General features: G+C 67.0%; 18 protein-coding genes. 9 read left to right on the forward strand and 9 right to left on the reverse strand.

Features of this window, described 5'->3' with window-relative positions:
- Positions 1-100: 100 nt before the first annotated feature.
- Positions 101-1531, reverse strand: a complete 1431-nt coding sequence (dnaA, locus tag ABFY20_RS00005; RefSeq protein WP_368497892.1) for a chromosomal replication initiator protein DnaA — start codon at positions 1529-1531, stop codon at positions 101-103.
- A gap of 341 nt (positions 1532-1872) precedes the next feature.
- On the opposite strand from dnaA, the gene rpmH reads away from it, so the two are divergent.
- The 8 genes from rpmH to ABFY20_RS00045 all read left to right on the forward strand — a co-directional run bounded on the left by rpmH (position 1873) and on the right by ABFY20_RS00045 (position 8839).
- A complete protein-coding gene (gene rpmH, locus ABFY20_RS00010) occupies positions 1873-2010 on the forward strand; it encodes a 50S ribosomal protein L34 (RefSeq protein WP_022895130.1) in 138 nt (45 codons plus the stop codon).
- 18 nt (positions 2011-2028) lie between these two features.
- Positions 2029-2370, forward strand: coding sequence for a ribonuclease P protein component (rnpA, locus tag ABFY20_RS00015; RefSeq protein WP_368497893.1), 342 nt, complete (start codon positions 2029-2031; stop codon positions 2368-2370).
- The gene (gene yidD, locus ABFY20_RS00020) at positions 2367-2678 is read left to right on the forward strand and encodes a membrane protein insertion efficiency factor YidD (RefSeq protein WP_368497894.1); all 312 of its coding nucleotides are present in this window, start codon (positions 2367-2369) and stop codon (positions 2676-2678) included. Before rnpA ends, yidD begins: the two co-directional genes overlap by 4 nt.
- A gap of 14 nt (positions 2679-2692) precedes the next feature.
- Positions 2693-3658, forward strand: coding sequence for a membrane protein insertase YidC (gene yidC, locus ABFY20_RS00025; RefSeq protein WP_368499838.1), 966 nt, complete (start codon positions 2693-2695; stop codon positions 3656-3658).
- Positions 3655-4173, forward strand: coding sequence for a protein jag (locus ABFY20_RS00030; protein WP_368497895.1), 519 nt, complete (start codon positions 3655-3657; stop codon positions 4171-4173). The genes yidC and ABFY20_RS00030 overlap by 4 nt, the downstream gene beginning before the upstream one ends.
- Positions 4174-6150: 1977 nt before the next feature.
- Positions 6151-6801: a 16S rRNA (guanine(527)-N(7))-methyltransferase RsmG gene (rsmG, locus tag ABFY20_RS00035; protein WP_368497896.1), complete on the forward strand. Its 651-nt coding sequence runs from the start codon at positions 6151-6153 to the stop codon at positions 6799-6801.
- Between the two features lie 150 nt (positions 6802-6951).
- Positions 6952-7869 (forward strand): ParA family protein, encoded by a 918-nt coding sequence (locus ABFY20_RS00040; protein WP_368497897.1) that lies wholly within the window; start codon positions 6952-6954, stop codon positions 7867-7869.
- Positions 7859-8839, forward strand: coding sequence for a ParB/RepB/Spo0J family partition protein (locus ABFY20_RS00045; protein WP_368497898.1), 981 nt, complete (start codon positions 7859-7861; stop codon positions 8837-8839). The genes ABFY20_RS00040 and ABFY20_RS00045 overlap by 11 nt, the downstream gene beginning before the upstream one ends.
- On the opposite strand, the gene ABFY20_RS00050 is transcribed toward ABFY20_RS00045, so the two are convergent.
- The 6 genes from ABFY20_RS00050 to ABFY20_RS00075 all read right to left on the reverse strand — a co-directional run bounded on the left by ABFY20_RS00050 (position 8836) and on the right by ABFY20_RS00075 (position 16499).
- Positions 8836-9801, reverse strand: coding sequence for a D-alanine--D-alanine ligase (locus ABFY20_RS00050; protein ID WP_368497899.1), 966 nt, complete (start codon positions 9799-9801; stop codon positions 8836-8838). The two genes, ABFY20_RS00045 and ABFY20_RS00050, sit on opposite strands and share 4 nt — an antisense overlap.
- Positions 9802-9812: 11 nt before the next feature.
- Positions 9813-11132, reverse strand: a complete 1320-nt coding sequence (locus ABFY20_RS00055; protein WP_368497900.1) for a PLP-dependent aminotransferase family protein — start codon at positions 11130-11132, stop codon at positions 9813-9815.
- Positions 11133-11266: 134 nt separating this feature from the next.
- Entirely contained in the window at positions 11267-11590 is a 324-nt protein-coding gene (trxA, locus tag ABFY20_RS00060) for a thioredoxin (protein ID WP_368497901.1), read from the reverse strand.
- Positions 11591-11629: 39 nt separating this feature from the next.
- On the reverse strand, positions 11630-12592 hold the full coding sequence (gene trxB, locus ABFY20_RS00065) for a thioredoxin-disulfide reductase (RefSeq protein ID WP_368497902.1): 963 nt from the start codon (positions 12590-12592) through the stop codon (positions 11630-11632).
- Positions 12593-12682: 90 nt separating this feature from the next.
- Positions 12683-14296, reverse strand: a complete 1614-nt coding sequence (gene murJ / locus ABFY20_RS00070) for a murein biosynthesis integral membrane protein MurJ (RefSeq protein ID WP_368497903.1) — start codon at positions 14294-14296, stop codon at positions 12683-12685.
- Entirely contained in the window at positions 14289-16499 is a 2211-nt protein-coding gene (locus ABFY20_RS00075; protein WP_368497904.1) for a DUF6049 family protein, read from the reverse strand. The genes murJ and ABFY20_RS00075 overlap by 8 nt, the downstream gene beginning before the upstream one ends.
- 133 nt (positions 16500-16632) lie before the next feature.
- Here ABFY20_RS00075 and ABFY20_RS00080 point away from each other — a divergent pair, with 133 nt between their 5' ends.
- Complete coding sequence (locus ABFY20_RS00080) at positions 16633-18069, forward strand: CCA tRNA nucleotidyltransferase (RefSeq protein ID WP_368497905.1); 1437 nt, start codon at positions 16633-16635, stop codon at positions 18067-18069.
- Here the strand turns inward: ABFY20_RS00080 and ABFY20_RS00085 are convergent.
- Both ABFY20_RS00085 and ABFY20_RS00090 read right to left on the reverse strand, forming a co-directional pair.
- On the reverse strand, positions 18041-19123 hold the full coding sequence (locus ABFY20_RS00085) for an inositol-3-phosphate synthase (RefSeq protein ID WP_368497906.1): 1083 nt from the start codon (positions 19121-19123) through the stop codon (positions 18041-18043). The genes ABFY20_RS00080 and ABFY20_RS00085 overlap by 29 nt on opposite strands.
- A gap of 26 nt (positions 19124-19149) precedes the next feature.
- Positions 19150-21117 carry a glycosyltransferase gene (locus ABFY20_RS00090; RefSeq protein WP_368497907.1) on the reverse strand — a complete coding sequence of 656 codons (1968 nt, stop codon included), beginning with the start codon at positions 21115-21117 and terminating at the stop codon, positions 19150-19152.
- Positions 21118-21198: the final 81 nt, after the last annotated feature.

Raw genomic sequence — 21198 nt, forward strand, 5'->3', positions numbered from 1 at the left:
CTCGATGAACGAATCCACATCCCGGCCCGAATGATCAACATCTCGAGCCGGTTTATCCACATTCTTTTCACAATCTGTGGACAACCGTGTCAGGAGTCGCTCAGGCGCCTTTGTAGCGCTGGTTGTGCTTGATGCGGTTCGAGATCTCGGTGACCTGGTTGTAGATCGACCGCTTCTCGGTCATCAGCTTGCCGATCTTGTTGTTGGCGTACATCACCGTGGTGTGGTCGCGGCCGCCGAACAGCTGCCCGATCTTCGGCAGCGACAGGCTCGTCATCTCACGGCACAGGTACATGGCGATCTGGCGCGCCGTCGCGATCGCCTGCGAGCGCGACGAGCCATAGAGGTCGTCGACCGAGAGCCTGAAGTACTCGGCGGTGTGGTTGATGATGTCGACGGGTGCGATGACGTTGTCGTCGTCGAGCGTGATGAGATCTTTCAGCACCGTCTGCACGAGCTGCATGTCGACCGGGGTGCGGTTGAGGCTCGCGAACGCGGTGACCCTGATGAGGGTGCCCTCGAGCTCCCGCACGTTCGACGAGACCTTCGAGGCCATGAACTCGAGGATGTCGTCGGGCACCCTGAGCCGCTCACTCTGTGCCTTCTTGCGCAGGATGGCGATGCGGGTCTCGAGGTCGGGGGTCTGCACGTCGGTGATCAGTCCCCACTCGAAGCGGGTGCGCATCCGGTCTTCGAAGCCGGTGAGGTGCTTCGGCGGCAGGTCGGAGGTGATGACGACCTGCTTGTTGTGATCGTGCAGGGTGTTGAAGGTGTGGAAGAACGCTTCTTGCGTCTCGGCCTTGCCCTGCAGGAACTGGATGTCGTCGATGAGGAGCAGGTCGATGTCGCGGTAGCGGCTGTGGAACGCGGCGCCCCGGTTGTTGGCGATCGAGTTGATGAAGTCGTTGGTGAACTCCTCCGAGCTCACATAGCGCACTCGGACGCCGGGATAGAGCGAGATCGCGTAGTGACCGATGGCATGGAGGAGGTGGGTCTTGCCGAGGCCGGAATCGCCGTAGATGAAGAGGGGGTTGTAGGCCTTGGCGGGAGCTTCGGCGACAGCGACGGCCGCGGCGTGGGCGAAGCGATTCGACCCGCCGATGACGAAGTTGTCGAAGCTGTACTTGGGGTTCAGCCGGGTGTCGTTGTTGCGGAGCGGCCCGACGGTCTCCTGCACGGCGGGTGTGCTCTGCACGATGGAGTCGGTGAAGCTCGCCTCGGGTGCCGGGTCGGTGACCGTGACGGTCTCGAAGCCGTCGACGTCGGGGTTCACGACCACCGAGAAGTTGGAGACGGCCAGGCGGCTGTCGAGGGTTCCGAGCGCGGTGAGAAGAGAGGGGCGCACGCGCTGCTCGAGCATGTCGCGCGTGAAGTCGTTGGGGACTTCGAGGTAGAACGACCCGCCGAGGATGCCTTTCGGAACCACGAGGCCGAGAAAACCCTTCAGCTGAGGGGTGATGCGCTCGTCGTGCGCCAGCACGTCGAGCACCGAGCGCCAGTTGTCTTCTGTCGAACCGGCACCGTCAGCCAAGGAAACTCCTGTCGAACCTTCAATTGCGTGCCGAACCGTTCGTTCGACTGCTGCCGATGTCGCGCCCCCGCCGGCTGTGAATAACTGTAGGAAGCTACGCTAGTGACTGCCATGCCGCAGGGCAAGTTCGTTGTATTGACAGGCCGCGTGTCCTACACAGCTTCTATCCACAGGGTGTGGATAATTGATTCTTTGCGGCGTCCCGTTTGACCCACGGCGATTCAGGCCGTAGGTTTAATCAGTTGACTCGTGGACCTCTGTCCACACACCCCCACGTCGTCACGACGCGACCACTTCACGGCGGCGAACCATTCGAACGCCGGCCGATCACGGAGATCAAGATGAGCAAGCGAACCTTCCAGCCGAACAACCGCCGCCGCGCCAAGGTGCACGGCTTCCGTCTGCGCATGCGCACCCGTGCGGGCCGTGCGATCCTGTCGGCTCGCCGCCGCAAGGGCCGCACCGAGCTCTCCGCCTGAGTTCTCCGTCGCCCGGCGGTGTTGGCCTCAGCCAATCGCATCACTCACGGCAGCGACTACCGCTCCACCGTTCGACGTGGTTCGAAGCACGTGGGGCCCAACACCGTGACCTACATTCGCGCATCCGATTCGTCGTCGGATGCGCGTTTCGGGTTCATCGTGGCCAAGACGGTCGGCGTGGCCGTGGTGCGCAACCGGGTTCGGCGCCGCATGAAAGCGGCCTGCTACGAACTCCTCCCCCACGTGCGACCAGGTGTCGACGTGGTCGTGCGGGCGCTTCCCGGAGCCGCGTCACAGCCTTACCGGGTACTGTTCGAAGAACTGTCGCGTTCTCTCACCAAAGGATCCGTGCTCGCATGACGTCGGTGTTGACCGCGCTGCTGCTGCTCCCCCGCAATCTCGCCGTTCTGGTGTTGCGTGGGTATCGCGCCGTGATCTCCCCACTGTACGGCGACGTGTGCCGCTACTACCCGTCGTGCTCCTCTTATACCTTGCAGGCGATCCAGCAGCGCGGACTCGTGGTGGGGTCAGCACTCGGCGTCTATCGCATCGCGCGCTGTCACCCCTGGGCGAAGGGTGGCGTCGACGACGTGCCGCCGCTTCGCCGCCTGAGATATCGGCTCACGCCGTTCGGTTTCGTCGTACCAGCTAGCCACGGAAAGGGCTGACCCGACCCATGGAAATCCCGTTCATCGATACCATCCTCTGGCCCATCAAGTGGGTGGTGGAGCTGATCCTCGTGGCGTGGCACTGGGTGTGGACGGCGATCGGGCTCGACCCGGCAGCCGGTCTCACCTGGGTGCTCTCGATCGTCGGTCTGGTGATCGTCGTCCGTGCGGCCCTCATCCCCATCTTCGTGCGCCAGATCAAGAGCCAGCGCAAGATGCTCGAGGTCGCGCCCCAGCTGAAGAAGATCCAGGACAAGTACAAGGGCAAGAAGGACCAGTTCTCGCGTGAGGCGATGTCGCGCGAGACGATGGAGCTCTACCGCAAGACGGGCACCAACCCGCTCGCTTCGTGTCTGCCGCTGTTGCTGCAGATGCCGATCTTCTTCAGTCTCTTCTCGGTGCTCAACAACGCGCAGAAGGGCCAGGCCGGTGTCGGCCCGCTCGACGCCGGGCTCGGCAAGCAGTTCGGTGACGCGACGCTGTTCGGGGTCGCTCCGCTCCACGACACCTTCATCGGCGCCTGGAACGCCGGCGGACCGTGGCAGGTCATGCTCATCGCGGGTCTCATGGTGGTGCTGATGACGGCGTCGCAGTTCTACACGCAGCTGCAGATCATGGCCAAGAACCAGTCTCCTGAGGCCAAGGAGAGCCCGATGTACCGGCAGCAGCGCATCCTGCTGTACATCCTTCCGCTCGTGTTCGTGTTCTCGGGTGTGGCCTTCCCGCTCGGTGTCATGTTCTACTGGCTGACCTCGAACTTCTGGACCATGGGCCAGCAGTTCCTGGTGATCCGCAACATGCCCACCCCCGGCAGCGAGGCGGCAAAGGCTCGTGAAGAGCGACTGGCTCGACGCGGGAAGCTGGAGCCGAAGAAGGGCGCTGCCGGCGAGATCGAGACGGCACCCGAACCCCCGAAGCCCACCCAACGACAGCAGCCGGTGAGTAAGAACCGTGCAAAGAAGCAAGGCGGCAAGAAATGAGCGACGTGACCGAGACCACCATCGACCCCGAGGCCACTCCGGCTGCCGCGGGTGAGACGACCGAGACCGTCGACGAGGGCGATGTCGCAGCCGACTACATCGAGGAGCTGCTCGACATCTGCGACCTCGACGGCGACATCGACATCTCGGTGGCCGACGGCCGTGCCTACATCTCGGTGAACGCCTCGGGCGACAGCAACCTGCGACTCCTGTCGCGACCCGACACCGTCTCGGCGCTGCAGGAGCTCACCCGCCTCGCCGTGCAGACGAAGACCGGCGACTTCTCCCGCCTCATCCTCGACGTGGGCGGAAGTCGCGAGCAGCGACAGCGTGAACTCGAAAAGCTCGTGACCTCGGCCATTGCCGAGATCGAGGCGGGTGCGTCGGCCGCGGCTCTCGAGCCGATGTCGTCGTACGAGCGCAAGCTCGTTCACGACATCGTCGCCGACCGCGGGTTCACCTCCGAGTCGGAGGGCGAGGGTCGCGACCGCCACACGGTGATCCGGCGCGCCTGACCCGCACTCCCCCGCACCACCCCCAGGGGCCGGTGAGCGCCTCCGGCGCCCCGGCCCCTTTCCTTTGCGTCCGAATTACACCGAAGTAGTTCTGGTGAGAGATCGTCACTGTCGTGCAATGTGCTTGCCCTCGACCTGTCACATTGTTGCCGCGTCACCCTCGCCCCTTTCACTCCTTCGAGAGGGCGGGTTCGCGGCCACTAAGAAAGCCCAGCGGCTGGGCATGGCAGCCTCGAGCAATGCCAGTGCTGTTCCCGTCCCCCGGAACTGCACGACCTCTGGCTGCGATCGCTCGTCGCACGCCGGTGCTCGCGCTTCTCGACCATGGAACCCGTCGAGACTTTCGGTCGCGGCCCGCTCAGGGCTTTAGACGCTCGGGGTGATGTTTCCTCCCGAGTGCCACTGTTACTCTTCGACCGGTCGCAATGTGTCTACTCAAGGCGCCGGATGCGGCCCTTTGTGACAACTCGATGCGCCGCCGCCGGTGCATGGTCTGAGAGCAGACCAGATTCTTCGCTGTGCGCGGTGGTGAACGACCGTCACGGACGCAATCTGGTGGGCGCCCATGCGTCCGCTCGGTTCGCTCTGCGTCAGCCGGTCCCACGCCGGCGGTCGTGCTTCGTAGCACCGCAGTCAGTACGCCGTCCGACTACCCCGACTCTCGACACATATCCCTCGGCGCCTATGAGCCCGCAGTCTCCGTCGACGCTTAGTGTCAGCGGCCTCCTCCCTGCGGGCAGAGCGGGTGGAATGCCCGGTTATGGCCCGATCGGGGCCACGCGGAGGCAGTTTCTCTTCAGTGCGAATTAGGGCTACTGATGTGGTCACCGTCGCGCGAGCTCACTTTCACCGGCGCTCTATCCGCCCCTAGCGTCAGCGTCTTCGCTACTACCTCGCGACTAGTACCGTGGAGTAGATCTCTACGTCCGCGCTCTCCGGCCCTCGTACCGTCATCGACCTGTCACGATCCGCCCCCTCAACCCATGGGATACGGGATATGGCCATCTGGGTCTTGGTCCATGGGAGTGCCGTCTTACCCCTCGCGGCGGAGGCGCCCGGCGTCCAATCGCGGTATCCCGCGCGTTCGAAGCCACCCGAGCACACCTTGGCGTCGCCGATCGTCACGGCTCCGGCTCACTGGTCCGCAAGGATGGACCCACCCGCCCCGCGCGCAGAAGCCTCCGGAGACGCGGCCTCATCAGAACCGGCGGGCTCGATCTCGAAGTAAAGAGCATGCAAGATGGTCTCGGAACTGCAGTTCGCTCAGCCAAAATCGGGGCGTCGTGACTTGATGTTCGTCGAACTTCACGTCACGCCCTGCAACGAAGCCTGCCTAGATCGATCGCCGTGGGTATGGGCATGCGACACTTCCTGCTCGAAGACGGCGGAGCCAGCCAGCTTGTCGCAATGGGTTGGGGACGATTGCATTCTGCGTGCGCCACACTGTGGCGCCAACCGCCGCGCGCCGTCTCCACGTCGAGACCGCTCACGGTCTTCCGGCTCTCGGCCCTCGACGCGTCGCGTCGGCTGTACGGGCGCATCACACATGCGTGACCCCCGTGGTCAATCAGAAGCCCGCTTGGTACGGCCCCCACATTCGGTGGAGTCCGTCGCATTGGATCACGAAGAGCACGGACTATGTGCTCAATGGACGTGGTTCGTTCAGTTCGTTCGGCTCTGGCCACCGTTGGGAGATTCAGGGGCATCGTGGGACGGGACTATGTTCCACGTGAAGCTCTGAGCGATGGCAGCGCGTGCGTGCCGACGGCCCCTCAATGTTTCACGTGAAACATAGCCATTAGTCGACCACGGCTTGCCAGGACGATGTTTCACGTGAAACATGAGCGCCTCGGGCCCGACGAACGAACGTGTCCGCGAAGATAGAATGGCAGTTCTGGAAGAGCCCCGTCGCTGGGCGAACGCAATCGCAATGTTTCACGTGAAACATCGCTGGCATGAGAGTGAGTGTGACCAGGGATGGGCACCGAGTCTGACGGCATCACGAGCGCAGAGCAGGAGCCCACGCTCGCACGGGAACTCTTCGGTGATCGGCTCGACCTTGCGCGTCGGTACACCGACGACCTGATCACGCGCGGTGAGGAGCTCGGGCTCATCGGACCACTCGAACTCCCCCGCATCTGGACACGTCACATCGTGAATTGCGCTCTCGTCGCTCCCCTCTTGCGCCCGGGTGTCGTTGGAGACATCGGGAGCGGTGCCGGCCTGCCTGGAATAGTGCTGGCCGTTGCTCGGCCGGATGTCGACTTCGTTCTCATTGAGCCGATGGAACGGCGAGTCGCATGGTTGGAAAAACAGCGCGAGAATCTTGGCCTCGAGAATGTGAGGGTCGTGCGCGCTCGGGCCGAGGAGTACCGCGGCGAGGCTCAGCTCGACCAGGTGACAGCGCGCGCTGTGAGCGCATTCGCCAAACTCGTCCCGCTCTGTGCCCCTTTGCTGAAGCCAGGGGGCGAGATGGTGCTCATGAAGGGTGCCGGCGCCGCGCGCGAGATCGACTCCGCGGAGAAGGCGATCCGTCGGTTCAAACTCACGGGTGTCGAGGTTCTCGAGCTCGGTGCCGAGCATGGCGTGGAGATCACGAGGGTGATTCGGGCATCGCTGCCGGCCTGATCAACCGAAAGTCTGCGGGCAGGTTCGAGATCTCCCGCGACACGCGGAACCGCACCGTGTTGTTGGGTAGCATCGAAGTCTGCCCTTCTCGCCGCGAGGTACGGTGAAGCCACGATGTTTCACGTGAAACATATCGACAGGATGAAGTGAATGACCACCAGTGATTCCACCGCTTTCGATGCGACGACTCCACTGGCTCGGGAACTGGCAGATCTCTCGCAGCGCCGGCGACGCCTGGCGACTCGCGAGTTTCCCCTCCCCCACTCTTCGCGTGTGCTGACAGTCGCGAATCAGAAGGGCGGAGTCGGCAAGACCACGACCACGGTGAATCTCGCGGCCGCACTCGCGCGAGAGGGCGCACGCGTGTTGGTGATCGATCTCGATCCACAAGGCAATGCCTCGACCGCTCTCGGAGTCGACCATCGAGGTGAGCTCCCGAGCGTGTACGACGTTCTCATCCGAGACGAGGATATCGCCGATGTCGTGCAGGCCAGCCCCGAGAACGAGCGCTTGTTCTGTCTTCCTGCCACCATCCACCTGGCGGGCGCCGAAATCGAGCTCGTTCCTATGGTCGCCCGCGAGCAGCGGCTCAGAGGTGCCCTCGATCGCTTCCTTGCAGCCAAAGAGCGCGAGGGCGAACCATTCCACTATGTCTTCATCGACTGCCCGCCGTCACTCGGCCTGCTCACCATCAATGCATTCGTGGCGGCGCGTGAGGTGCTCATCCCGATCCAGTGCGAGTACTACGCTCTTGAGGGCCTCAGCCAATTGCTCAACAACATCAGTCTCATCGAACGGCATCTGAACCCCGCCCTTGCGGTCTCGACGATCCTGCTCACCATGTACGACGGCCGCACCCGCCTTGCCTTCCAGGTCGCCGAGGATGTTCGCGAGCACTTCCCCGAGCAGACGCTCCAGGCGGTGATCCCGCGTTCGGTGCGCATCTCCGAAGCTCCGAGCTACGGGCAGACCGTGATCAGCTTCGACCCCAGTTCCCCCGGCTCGATCTCGTACCTCGAGGCGGCCGCCGAAATCGCAGAAAGAGGAGCGTCGCAGCGTGGCCACTAAGAAGAGAGCCGGCCTCGGCCGCGGTATCGGAGCCCTCATCCCCACCGACGAGCCGCGGCTCGAGGGGTCGCGCCCCGTCGACGTGTTCTTCGATGCTCCACGGTCCACCCCCTCCGAGCCGCAGCTCGTGTCGGTTCCCGGCGCGCGCCTTGCCCAGCTCGATCCCGCCTCCATCGTGCCGAACGCCAAGCAGCCGCGCAGTGTCTTCGACCCGGCAGACCTGGCTGAGCTCGTTCACTCCATCCGCGAGATCGGCGTACTTCAGCCCATCGTCGTGCGCGAGCTCCCCCGCGAAGACGGTGCCGAGCAGCAGTACGAGCTGGTCATGGGCGAGCGGCGACTTCGGGCGACCAAGGAGGTCGGTCTCGACACCATCCCCGCCGTCATCAAAGACACCGCCGATGAAGACATGCTCAGGGATGCTCTACTCGAGAACCTGCACCGGTCTCAGCTCAATCCCCTCGAGGAAGCATCCGCATATCAGCAGCTGCTCGACGACTTCGGCATCACGCAGGATCAGCTCGCGGAGCGCATCGGTCGGTCGCGCCCCCAGATCACCAACACCCTGCGACTCCTCCGGCTCCCACCGGCGGTGCAGAACCGCGTGGCGGCCGGAGTGCTCAGTGCAGGTCACGCGCGGGCCGTGCTGGCCGTCGGTGACGTCGAGGCGATGACGAAGCTCGCCGACAAGATCGTGAATGAAGACCTCTCGGTGCGTGCCGCTGAGGCGCTGGCCTCGGAGGCTCCCAAGCAGTCGCGCGCGAAGACGACGGCGGGAACCAAGCGGGGCCACTTGGACGAGATCGGCGAGCGACTCGGCGACCGTCTGAACACCAGGGTGCGTGTCAGTCTGGGGCGTACCAAGGGTCAGATCGTCATCGACTTCGCGACCATCGGCGACCTCAACCGCATCCTCTCCGAGCTGGGAGAGACGGGGTTCGGCGGAGACGACTCGACCGAACCGAGTTAGCCGCGCTCGTCGGCGAGGGCGACCTCGCCGATCTGTTCGTACACCGCACCGAGCGTGAACCCGGCCGCCAGGATGCCCTGCGGCACCGTCGAGGTCTCCGTGAGACCGGGGAGCACGTTGGCCTCGAGGAACCACGGAACGCCGGAGGCGTCGACGATGAGGTCGACTCGGGAGATGTGGCGGAGGCCGAGCGCGCGATGGATCTCGAGCGCGGCGCGCTGCGCGTTCGAAGCCGTCTCCGCGTCGAGGCGGGCGGGAGCATAGAAGCTGGTCTCACCGGCGTTGTAACGAGCCTCGAAACTATAAATGCCTGATCGGGGCTCGATTTCAACAGCAGGAAGGGCGAACGGACCGTCACCGAGGTCGACGATCCCGACCGAGATCTCGACACCCCGCACCCGCTGTTCGATGAGCGCCACGTCGCCGTAGGTGTAGGCGTCGACCACGGCGCGCGGAAGATCGTCGGAGGTCTCGAGAACACCGACGCCGAGTGCCGAACCACCCATGGCCGGCTTGACCACGAGGTCGGCTCCGAGCGAGTCGAGCACCAGGGCGAGCACCTGCGTGGCCCCGAGCTCCCGGAAGCTGTCGCGCGGGAGCGTGATCGACTGCGGGGTGGCGAGGCCCGCCCGAGAGACGATCTCTTTGGCTGTCGGCTTGTGCCAGGCCAGCCGTGCGGTGTTCGACCGCGATCCGACGTACGGAACACCGAGCATGCCGAGCAGGGCCCGCAACGCTCCGTCTTCACCACTGGCGCCGTGGAGGGCGGGCCACACGAGGTCGGGTCGGTTCTCGGCGAGGAAAGGAAGAAGCGTCGCATCCGGATCGCGAAGCGTGACCGAGTGGCCGCGTTCGAGGAGGGCGTCGGCGACGCGCCGGCCGGAACGGAGCGACACGTCGCGCTCGTGAGAGATACCGCCGGCGAGCACCACGACGGTGCGGGGAGTCGTTTCGTCGGACATGGAGTCGATCCTCAATCCAGGTTGGGCGGCGGGGCGGAATAGTTGCGGTCGCGAACCGTCTCGAGTGGGCCGGTCGCGGCGAAGGTCTCGAGGAGGTCGAGCTCGCCGTTGATGACCGACTGCAGGCGACGGATGCCCACCTTGATCGCGTCGGGCGTCGGATAGCAGAACGACAGACGGATGTTGTTGCGCCCGCCGCCGTCGGAGAAGAACGCGGTTCCCGGCGTGTAGGCGACGAGCTCCTTCACCGCACGGGGCAGCATCTGCTTCGAGTCGAGGTCGGGCGGGAGGGTGAGCCAGACGTAGAAGCCGCCTTCGGGATTCGTCCAGCTGAGGTTCGGCAGGTACTCGGTGAGCGCCGAGATCATCGCCTCCTTGCGCTCCCGGTAGACCCCGCGGAAGCGGTCGACCTGCGCGCGCCAGTCGATCGAGTCGAGGTACTCCGAGACGACCAGCTGGCTGAACGAGCTGGGCGAGAGCACCGCGGCCTCGTTGGCCAGGATGAGCTTCTCGCGGACCGCGTGGGGCGCGAGTGCCCAGCCGACTCGGAAGCCGGGGGCGAGGGTCTTCGAGAAGGTTCCGAGGTAGATGACGCCGTCCTGCTCGACCGAGCGCATGGCGGGCGGCGGCGGGGAGTCGAAGTGCAGCAGACCGTAGGGGTTGTCTTCGAGCACCAGGATGTCGTTGTCGCGGGCGATCTCGAGGATCTCGAGCCGTCGCTCCCAGCTCAGCGTCACACCGGCAGGGTTCTGGAACGACGGGATCGTGTAGAGCAACTTGATCTTCTTGCCCGCAGCCTTGAGCCGGGCGATGTTCTCGCGCAACGACTCGGGGATCATGCCGTGCTCGTCCATCAGCACATGGTGCGTCTCCGCTTGGAAAGACTTGAAGATGACCATCGCGGTGACGTAGCTCGGCCCCTCGGCCAGCACGACGTCTCCCGGGTCGATGAAAAGCTTGGTCACCAGTTCGAGCGCGTGCTGCGAACCCGTCGTCACCACCACGTCGTCGGCGCTGGCCCGGATGCCCTCCATCGCCATCACGTCGAGGATCTGCTCACGGAGCTTCGGAACACCCTGCCCCGAGCCGTACTGCAGGGCGACGGGGCCCTGCTGCCGCATGACGCGGTTAATCGAGTCGATGACGAGCTCCTGCGGCAGTGCGGAGACGGCGGGCATACCGCCGGCCAGCGACACCACCTCGGGGCGCGAGGCCACGGCGAACAGGGCGCGTACCTCGGAGGCGGCGAGGCCGGCCGTGCGCTCGGCGTAGTTGTAGTACCAGGGATCGAGGTTGTTGCCCGACTGCTGTGGAGGGTTGTGGCTGCTCACTGACGTACATCCCGACGTAGACCGAAATTCCATCGTAGAACACGAAAAAGTGGCCCGGCGCAAGGATGCGGCGGGCCACTCGACAGGAACTGGCCGTCAGGCGCGTTCTCGGGGGTTCGACGGGGTCGAGGCGATCAGATGAACGCCGCGAGGTCGGCCTCGAGGGCAGCCTTGGGCTTCGCGCCGATGATCGTCTTCACGACCTCGCCGCCCTGGTAGACCTTGAGCGCCGGGATCGAGGTGATCTGGTACTTCATCGCGGTCTGCGGGTTGTCGTCGACGTTCAGCTTCACGATCTCGAGCTTGTCGCCGTGCTCGGCCGCGATCTGGTCGAGGATGGGGGCGACGGCGCGACACGGGCCGCACCACTCGGCCCAGAAGTCGACGAGGATGGTCTTCTCGGACTTCAGGACATCGGCGTCGAAGGTGGAGTCGGAGACTGCCTTGGCGTTGGACATGGCTTCCTTCTTTCGTGGGGAGGTGGGAGTTCGGATGCTCTACTCGGCGGGAACCAGGTCGCGCGCCTCGGCGGCGGCCTGGTCGAGCGACGCGAGGAACTCCTCGGCGTCGAGCGCGGCGACCGTGCCGGAGGCGGCCGCGGTGACGGCCTGCCGGTAGTGCGGGTCGATCACGTCACCGGCCGCGAACACTCCGGTGAGGTTGGTCTTCGAAGAGCGGCCCTCGACGGCGATGGTGCCCTCGGGCGTGAGGTCGAGCTGACCGTGAACGAGATGCACGCGCGGGTCGTTGCCGATCGCGACGAACAGACCCTGCACCTCGAGGGTGCTCTCCTCACCGGTGACGGTGTCGCGCAGCTGGAGCCCTTCCACCGCGTTCTCACCGTTGATGCCGACGACCTCCGCGTTCCACACGAACTCGATCTTGTCGTTGCCGAAGGCGCGCTCCTGCATGATCTTCGAGGCGCGCAGCGAGTCCTTGCGGTGCACGACGTAGACCTTCTCGGCGAAGCGCGTGAGGAAGGTGGCCTCCTCCATGGCGGAGTCGCCGCCGCCGACGACCGCGATGGTCTTGGTCTTGAAGAAGAAGCCGTCGCAGGTGGCGCACCAGGAGACGCCGCGGCCGGAGAGGCGCTCCTCGTCGTGGAGGCCGAGCTTGCGGTAGGCAGAACCCGTGGCGAAGATCACCGAGCGAGCCTCGAAGGTGCCCGAGTAACCGGTTTCGACGACCTTGACCTCGCCCGAGAGCTCGAGGCGGGTGACGTCGTCGAGCACGACCTCGGTGCCGAAGCGCTCGGCCTGCTCCTGCAGCTTCATCATGAGCTCAGGGCCCTGCACACCCTGCGGGAAGCCGGGGAAGTTCTCGACCTCGGTGGTGTTCATCAGGTCGCCGCCCGCCTCGACGCTCGAAGCGAGGAGGAGGGGCTTGAGTCCGGCCCGGGCGGCGTAGATCGCCGCCGTGAAACCGGCGGGGCCCGACCCGATGATGATGATCTCGCGCATGTCTACTGTCTCCTGGAATGAGGGCGGGCACGGTGCTGCCGGGTCCGTCGAGCGGTACAACACATCCTAACCGCGCACTATTCCGCGCGGTCAGCGGCCGAGGCGTGCCCGCAGCGGCCCCAGCGCATCCTTCAATTCGGGCGAGCGGATGAGGAACAGGGCCCCCAGATAGACGAGCAGCATCACGACACCGATGACCGCCATGGAGACGATCGGGCCGACGAACCCCGAGGTGGTGAACCCCTGCCCGAGAAGGGCCTGCAGCCCGAGGAACACCCCCACCCCGGCCGCGGCCGCGGGGAGGGCGGCGACGGCGAAACGGAGGAAGCTGACCACGATGGTGCGACCCCCCACTCCCCCGAGCTTGCTGCGGATCATGACCCCGGCGACCAGCGTCTGGATGGCCGTGGCGAGCGAGAGCGCGAGACCCACGCCGACCGTGATCATCTCGACCGGCAGGAACGAGCAGGCCACGGCCAGAGCGGTGAAGATGACGGCCTGGAGGACCTGGAGGAAGAAGGGGGTCTTCGTGTTGCTGAGGGAGTAGAAGACCCGCTGCAAGACGAAGAGGGCGCTGAACGGTACGAGTCCGACCACGAAGGCGATGAGCACGTTGCCCATCGCAGCAGTCTGCTCGAAGGTGCGGGAGAACAGACTCGAGAACGGGTAGGCGACGACGATGAGCACGGCGGTGCCGAGCACCATGAACAGGCCCGTCACCCTGATGGCCGCCGACACGTCGCCCCGCAGCTCGGTGACCTCTCCACGGTTCGCATGCCCCGACATCTTGGTGAAGTACGCGGTGACGATCGACACGGTGATGATGGAGTGCGGCAGCATGAAGATGAGCCATGCCGCTTGCACCGTGGCGACGGAGGCCCCGTCTCCCGACGCGATGGAGACCACCATCGTCTCGACCAGACCGGCGGCCTGGGTGACCAGGAGCATGCCGAAGGTCCAGCCGGCGAGCTTTCCGGCGGCGCCGAGGCCCACGCCGCGCCAGCGGAAATCAGGACGGTAGTGGATGCCGGCCCTCCGCCAGAAGATGAAGAGCACGAGGGCCTGGCACGCCACCGCGAGAGTGGTGCTCCCGGCGAGAAGGATGATCTTGTCGGGTGACCAGTCGGTGACCAGGCGCTCACCGCTCGGGTCGGCGCCGAACAGCACGATGAAGACGACGAGGCCCGCGATCGAGACCACGTTGTTCACCAGCGGAGCCCAGGTGAACGGACCGAACACGCTCTTGGCGTTGAGCACTTCGCCGAGCACGGTGTAGAGCCCGTAGAAGAAGACCTGCGGAAGGCACCAGTACGCGAAAGCGATGCCGAGAGCCCGTTGATCCGGCGACCAGCTCGGTGCCGACACGGTCACCAGGATCGGCGCGGCCAGGGTGGCCACGACCGTCGTCGCCGCGAGAATGACCATCGCGATGGTGAGCAGCTTGTTGATGTAGCCCTTGCCGCCGTCGCTGTGCAGGGTGGCGCGCACGATCTGGGGCACCAGCACCGCCGAGAGCGTGCCGCCCGCGATGATGGCGTAGATGTTGTTCGGCAGCTGATTGGCCACGGCGAAGGCGTCGGCACTCGCACTCGTCACGACGCCGATCGTCTGCGCCAGGATGATGGTGCGCACGAAGCCCAGCACCCGCGACACCATCGTGCCGGAGGCGAGGAAGAGGCTGGCGCGACCGATGCTGCTAGCCATGGGACGCATCCGTTTCGTCGGTCGCATCCGTGTCGTCCGTGGCCTCGCGAATGCGCTTACGCCGTCTCAGGATGTTGCGCACCAGCCCGAAGCCGAACAACAGCACGAGCAGGATGGCGACGATCACCGTGCCCCAGGTCTCCCAGTCGGCGCTCACGTTCACCAGCACCGGTGACGGCACCGAGACGAGCACGCCGGTGGGGCTCAGCACCTGGAAGCGCAGGGTGACGGGCCCGTTCGCCACGCCGGCCTCGAGCGGGATCTGGGCGCCCTTGCGCGAGTTCGCCTCGATGGTGACCTCGATGTCGCTCTTCTCCACCACGAGGCGACCGTTCGAGGGGGTGACGTGCACCACGACGTTCACCGGGTAGGGCAGCTCGTTGCTGAGGGTGACCGGGAGGTTGGCCTGGTTCGCCACCATGTTGATGTTCGACCCGTCGACGATCTGCACGGCGCCGAGGGTCGTCGCTGTGGTCTCACGGGCGGCGTCGACGGCGACGCTCCAACCCCCGGTGTTGGTCGTCCAGGCGTTCGAGAGCAGGGCGAGCAGGTTCGCCTGCTGCGAACCCGAGAGCAGCGACGGGTCGAGCAGAACCGACGAGAACGCGTCGATGCCCCTGGCGTCGGAGAGCAGCGCCGAGATGCGCTCGATGCGCTCCGCCGGCTGCGGGGCGTCGGTGAGGGTGAGGGGCTGCTCGAAGGCGCCGGTGAGCAGAGTGTCGAGCGGAGACGGCTGCGACCAGGGGGAGTCGCTCACCACGGCCATCGCCGCGCCCAGGTCGCCGAGGTTCATGGTTTCACGGTCGAGCACCGCGAGCACCTTGACACCCGGGGAGCCGGAGGGCACGATGCCGTGCTCGGCAGCCACCGCGAGCGAGGCGGAGAGCGCGGCGTAGGCGGCGTCGCGACCGGGGCCGGTGGTCGCGGAGAGGGCGTCGTGCAGGGCGGAGGAGACGACGTGGTCGGAGACGAGAACCTGCTGGTCGCCGACGCGGGCCGTGGCAGCCATGGGCGCAGGCGCGGGATCGCCCTCCTCAGGCGTCGCGCTGAGCTGCTCCGAGTCGACGATGGTGCGCTCGTAGCCCGACGACGCGAACACCGGGAGGTCGTCGCCGACGACGGTGCCCCCTCGGGGCCAGGCGATCGTGCTCGAGGTGTAGTCCCAGGCGAGCAGCTGCTCGAGCGTGGGTACGGTGCTCGCCGACGGCGTGGGCGACGGGCTCGCCGCGGCGACCCCCGCATCCGGAGTCGCTGTCGGCTCGATGAGCTCGTCGACGTCGGTGAAGTCGGCCCCGCGCAACGCATAGGAGAACGAGGTGGGCTGCAGCACCTGGGTGGCGCCGGCCTGACGTTCCCCCGAGATGTCGGAGTCGCCGAAGGTGAGCGGGATGATCGGGTTGCTCGCCTGGTCGAGGCGCTGCAGCCAGGCCACAGCCGAGTCGGGGGCCGCCGACCCCAGTGCCCGGATGGAGACGATGATGCGCGGGTCGACGGCGATGGTGACGGGCTGGTCGATCACCGCCTCGAGCTCACGGGTGAGAACGCCGGAGTCGCTTGTGAACGCCTCAAGAGCGGCGGGCTGGATGAGACCGGTCGAGCTCGCCACGCTCGTGATGGGGGCGATGACGGTGAGGTCGGCGGGGGCGGGGGCGGATGCGGCGGGGTCGTTCCACACGATCGTCGAGCGGGCGACGGTGGTGACTCCGTCGATGGTCGCCGACACCGAGACCGGATAGACGCCCCAGCTGTCGAGGGCCGCATCGAGCTGTGCGGCCGGGAGGGTGACCTGCACGGTGTGGGTGACGCCGGGCGAGACCACCGTGGAGGCGACCGATGTCACGGGTGCGAGCTCGGGCGCGGCGCCGGCCTCCCCCGACGCGTCGCTGCCGTCGAGCCAGGAGCCGAGGGCCGACACCGAGTCGAAGGCGGTGTCGCCGAGCGAGACGGTGACGGGGGTGTCGACGGTGCGCCCGTCGCTCGGGTTCGCGATCTCGACGGCGAGCTGCAGCTCCGAGCCGGGGGTGGCCACGCCGTCGTTCGCGGGTGCGAGAGTGAGTGCGGGTGCGGGTGCGGGTGCGGGTGCGGAGGCGGGATCGACTTCGGCGGAGACCTCGACCGCCTGTGCGGGGCTCGGCGCGGGGGTCGCGAACAGAGCACCGGCGATGAGCGCGCAGGCTGCGATCGCGGGCGCAACTCGGGACATCCGACGCGCTGGTGAATTCATAGGCCGACGGAGTGCGCGCCCCACGACGCTCTCACTCCTCTGGCGATTCTAGGAGACGGGGGCTGGGAGAACCGGGAGGCGGTCGGCGCGGGGCCGCGGCTAAAATGGCTCGGTGCAATCGGTTCAGCAGTCGCTCGCGTTCCTCGCCTCCCTGGCGGAGAGCGGCCCCGTCGCCACGCTCGCCGCAGCCTTCCAGGCAGCGGGCAAGGAACTGGCGCTCGTGGGTGGCCCCGTGCGCGACGCCTTCCTGGGCCGGCCGATCACCGACCTCGACTTCACCACCGACGCGCGGCCCGACGAGATCCTCGAACTCGTGACCCCCATCTCGCAGGCGCAGTGGGACGTGGGCCGCGCCTTCGGCACGATCGCCGCGCGCATCGACGGCGAGAACGTCGAGATCACCACCTACCGTTCCGACTCCTACGACGGCGAGAGCCGCAAGCCCGCTGTGGAGTTCGGCGACACCCTCGAGGGCGATCTGCTGCGCCGCGACTTCACGGTGAACGCAATGGCCCTGCGGCTGCCCCAGCTCGTGCTGGTCGACCCGTCGCACGGCATGGACGACCTCATCGCGGGTGTGCTGCGCACGCCGGGAGCGCCCGAGATCTCGTTCGGCGACGACCCGCTGCGCATGCTGCGCGCCATCCGGTTCACCGCCCAGCTCGGCTTCACCGTCGACGTCGACACCGCGATCGCGATCTCCGAGATGAAGGAGTCGATCGGCATCGTCTCGATCGAGCGGGTGAACGACGAGCTGTCGAAGCTGTTGAAAACGGATGCGCCGCGTCGCGGGGTCGAACTGCTCGTCGAGAGCGGCCTCGCCGACATCGTGCTGCCCGAGGTGCCCGCCCTGCAGCTCGAGCGCGACGAGCATCACCACCACAAGGACGTCTACGAGCACAGCCTCACGGTGCTCGACCAGGCGATCGATCTCGAGAAGTCGCGCGCGGCCGCCGGCATCGCCTCCCCCGACCTCGTGCTGCGGCTCGCGGCGCTGCTGCACGACATCGGCAAGCCGTCGACCAAGCGCAACGAACCGGGCGGGCAGGTCACCTTCCACCACCACGACGTCGTCGGGGCGAAGCTCGCCAAGAAGCGGCTGCGCGCCCTGCGCTTCGACAACGACACCATCGCGGCCGTGTCGCGGCTCATCGAGCTGCACCTGCGCTTCTTCGGCTACACCGACGGCGCGTGGACCGACTCCGCGGTGCGACGCTACGTGCGCGACGCGGGCGACCAGCTCGAGCGTCTGCACATCCTCACCCGTGCCGACGTCACCACGCGCAACCGGCGCAAGGCCGATCAGCTCTCCTTCGCCTACGACGACCTCGAGGAGCGCATCGCCGTGCTCGAGAAGGAGGAGGAGCTGGCAGCGGTGCGGCCCGACCTCGACGGCGAGCAGATCATGGCGATCCTCGGCATCAAGCCCTCACGCGAGGTGGGGCAGGCGTACGCCTACCTCCTCGAGGTGCGGCTCGATGAGGGCCCCCTCTCGGAGGAGGAGGCCACGGCGAGGCTGCTCAGCTGGTGGCGCTCCCGTACCGACTGATGAACTCCTCGAGCTGCGTGCGCGCCACGTCGTCGGGCAGCTGCTTCGCGGGCGACTTCATGAAGTAGGCGCTCGCCGACTCGACCGGCCCGGCGAGACCGGCGTCGAGGGCGATCTTCGCCGCCCGCAGCGCGTCGATGATCACTCCGGCGGAGTTCGGCGAGTCCCACACCTCGAGCTTGTACTCGAGGCTCAGGGGTGCTCCGCCGAAGCCATGACCCTCGAGGCGCACGAAGGCGAACTTGCGGTCGTCGAGCCACGGCACGTGGTCGCTCGGGCCGATGTGCACGTCGTCGGCGTCGAGCTCGATGTCGATGTTCGAGGTCACCGAGCGGGTCTTCGACACCTTCTTCGAGCTGAGCCGCCGGCGCTCGAGCATGTTCTTGAAGTCCATGTTGCCGCCCACGTTGAGCTGGTAGGTGTGGTCGAGACGGATGCCGCGGCTCTCCAGCAGGCGCGCCAGCACGCGGTGGGTGATGGTGGCACCGACCTGGCTCTTGATGTCGTCTCCGACGATGGGGAGGCCGGCGTCGACGAACTTCTGCGCCCACTCCGGGTCGGAGGCGACGAACACCGGAACCGCGTTGACGTAGGCCACACCGGCGTCGAGCGCCGCCTGGGCGTAGTGCTTCACGGCCTCCTCCGAGCCCACGGGGAGGTAGCCGACGAGCACGTCGGCGCCCGAGGCGCGGAGGGCTTCGGCCACGTCGACCGGTTCGGCGGGCGACTCGTCGATCATCTCGACGTAGTACTCGCCGAGACCGTCGAGGGTCGGCCCGCGCTGCACGGTCACGCCGGTGGGCGCGACGTCGGCGAACTTCAGCGTGTTGTTCTCACTGGCCCAGATGGCATCGGCGAGGTCGGCACCGACCTTGGCGGCATCGACGTCGAAGGCCGCGACGAACTTGATGTCGCCCACGTGGTAGCTGCCGAAGCGCGTGTGCATGAGTCCCGGAATCGCCTCCGTGTCATCCGCGTCGGCGTAGTACGTCACGCCCTGGATCAACGAGTTGGCGCAGTTGCCCACGCCCGCGATGGCGACCTTGATGCTCATTCGGAACGGCTCTCATTCAGTAGTTGTCAGAACTGAACGATCGTATCGGTCTCCTCGCGCCGAAACCGCTCCACGACGCCGAGGGGATGCCGCTGGCCCCCGCTCAGCACGAAGTGCGGCGGCTCGGTGGAGGCGTCGAGAGTCAACTGCGAGGCGTGCGCGCCCATCGCCCGCGCCTTCACGGCGGCGAGGGCACCGAGCTCGAGCTCCAGGGCGACGGGTGCCTCGGCATCCGGATCGACACCGGCCGTCCGTGGTTCGATGACCGCGAAGAACGGCACCCCGAGCCGTGCGGCAGTCGCGACCGCGGCGTCGTGCATGCGCACGTGATCGGGGTGACCGTAGCCGCCTCTGGCGTCGTAGCTCACGATCGACGACGGCTGCACACCGAGCTCGGTGATCGCCCTCATCGCGTCGTCGACGACCTCCTGAAGTGGCGCGAGGCTGAGGGAATCGGGCGAGGCGTCGGCGGCGGCGACGGCGAAACCGTCGTCGCCCCACCGCATTCCGGAATCGGAATACACGCGACGCGATCCACCGAGGTACGCGTGGGCGATGTCGCCGTGGCCCGCGCGGGCCAATTCGGACAGTGCCGACCGCAGCTCCGCTTCACGGTGCGGAGCGAGCTGCGCGGTACCTTCGAGGGCCTCGAAGGGCCCCGGCACCACCTCTCCGCGCTCGCCCCGCGTGCCGGTGAGCACGGTCGCCCTCGCACCCGACCGCACGATCGCCGCGATGGCGCCACCGGTCGAGATCGACTCGTCGTCGGGGTGGGCGTGGAAGAAGACGGGGCTGCCGCCGAGGCCGGCCCGTGCCGCGCGCGCCGTGACCGCGCCGGAGTACTGCGATTCCAGCAGTGCCGCGCTGCGACGCCATGAATGGCGGGCGGCGAAGCCCCCCGCCGAGGCGGAGAGCGCGGCGAGACGGTCCGGGTCGTCGAGCAGACCGGCGATGGTGGCGGCCCACCCCTCGGGATCGCGCCCGTCGAGCAGTACGCCGCTCTCGCCGTCGGCGACGGCGTCGAGCAGCCCCGTCGTGCGCGACGCGATCACCGGTGTTCCGCTCGCCGCCGCCTCCAGGGCGACGAGCCCGAAGGTCTCGGAGAAGGAGGGCACCAGCACGAGCGACGCCTCGCGCAGGAGGTCGGCGGCTGCATCCCTCGCCTGAGCAGGCAGGAAGGAGACGTCGTCGTCGACCCCGAGCTCACCGGTTCGCCGGCGAAGCTGCGCCGCATAGCCGTCGTGGCCCGGGCTCACCCCACCGGCGATCACGAGTCGCGGCCGCATCGCCGACGGGATGCGCGCGAGGGCCTCGATCGCGAGATCGATCCCCTTCAGGGGCTGGATGCGCGCGAGCACCAGCAGCACCGGCCGCCCCGGTGCCTTCGCACCCGGCCGGAACAGCTCCTCGTCGACCCCGGGGGGCACCGTGACCACGCGCGTCGGCTCCGCGCCGAGCAGTTCGAGCACCGCCTCGCTCTCGGCGGCGGTGTGGGTCACGGTGAGATCGGAGGCCCGCGCGAGCATCCGCTCGCCCTCGAGCCGCGAAGCGGGTTCGGGGGTGTCTCCGGGTGCCAGGCGCGCGTTCTTCAGCGCGGCGACGGTGTGCAGGCTCAGCACATGGGGCGCACCCCACTCCTCGGCCACCGGACGTGCGGCGAGGCCTGAGAGCCAGTAGTTCGAGTGCACGACGTCGAAGCGGGGCAGGGCACGCAGCGCGTCGCCGAAGGCGGGTGCGAGCGTCGCGAGCTCCGACTTGGGAACGGATGCGCGCGGTCCCGCCTCCAGGAACCGCACCACGGCGCCGCCCGGGGTGCGCCGTTCGTCTGCCGTGCCGAAGCGTGCCTCCGTCGCCCGCGTGAGCAGCTCGACCTCATGACCGCCCGCCACCAGCGCGTCGGCGACTCCGAGGAGGAAGGTGTTCATGCCCCCCGCGTCGCCCGAGCCCGGGAGCGCCAGCGGGGAGGTGTGCAGCGATACCAGGGCGATGCGCATTCTGGTAGGCTACCCAGGTTGTCCTGTGCCCGATGGAACTCTCCGTTCGGGTGCCGGGCCGATGCAGAACCCTCCTGTCAC

Source organism: Herbiconiux sp. A18JL235, from assembly GCF_040939305.1.
Taxonomy (GTDB): domain Bacteria; phylum Actinomycetota; class Actinomycetes; order Actinomycetales; family Microbacteriaceae; genus Herbiconiux.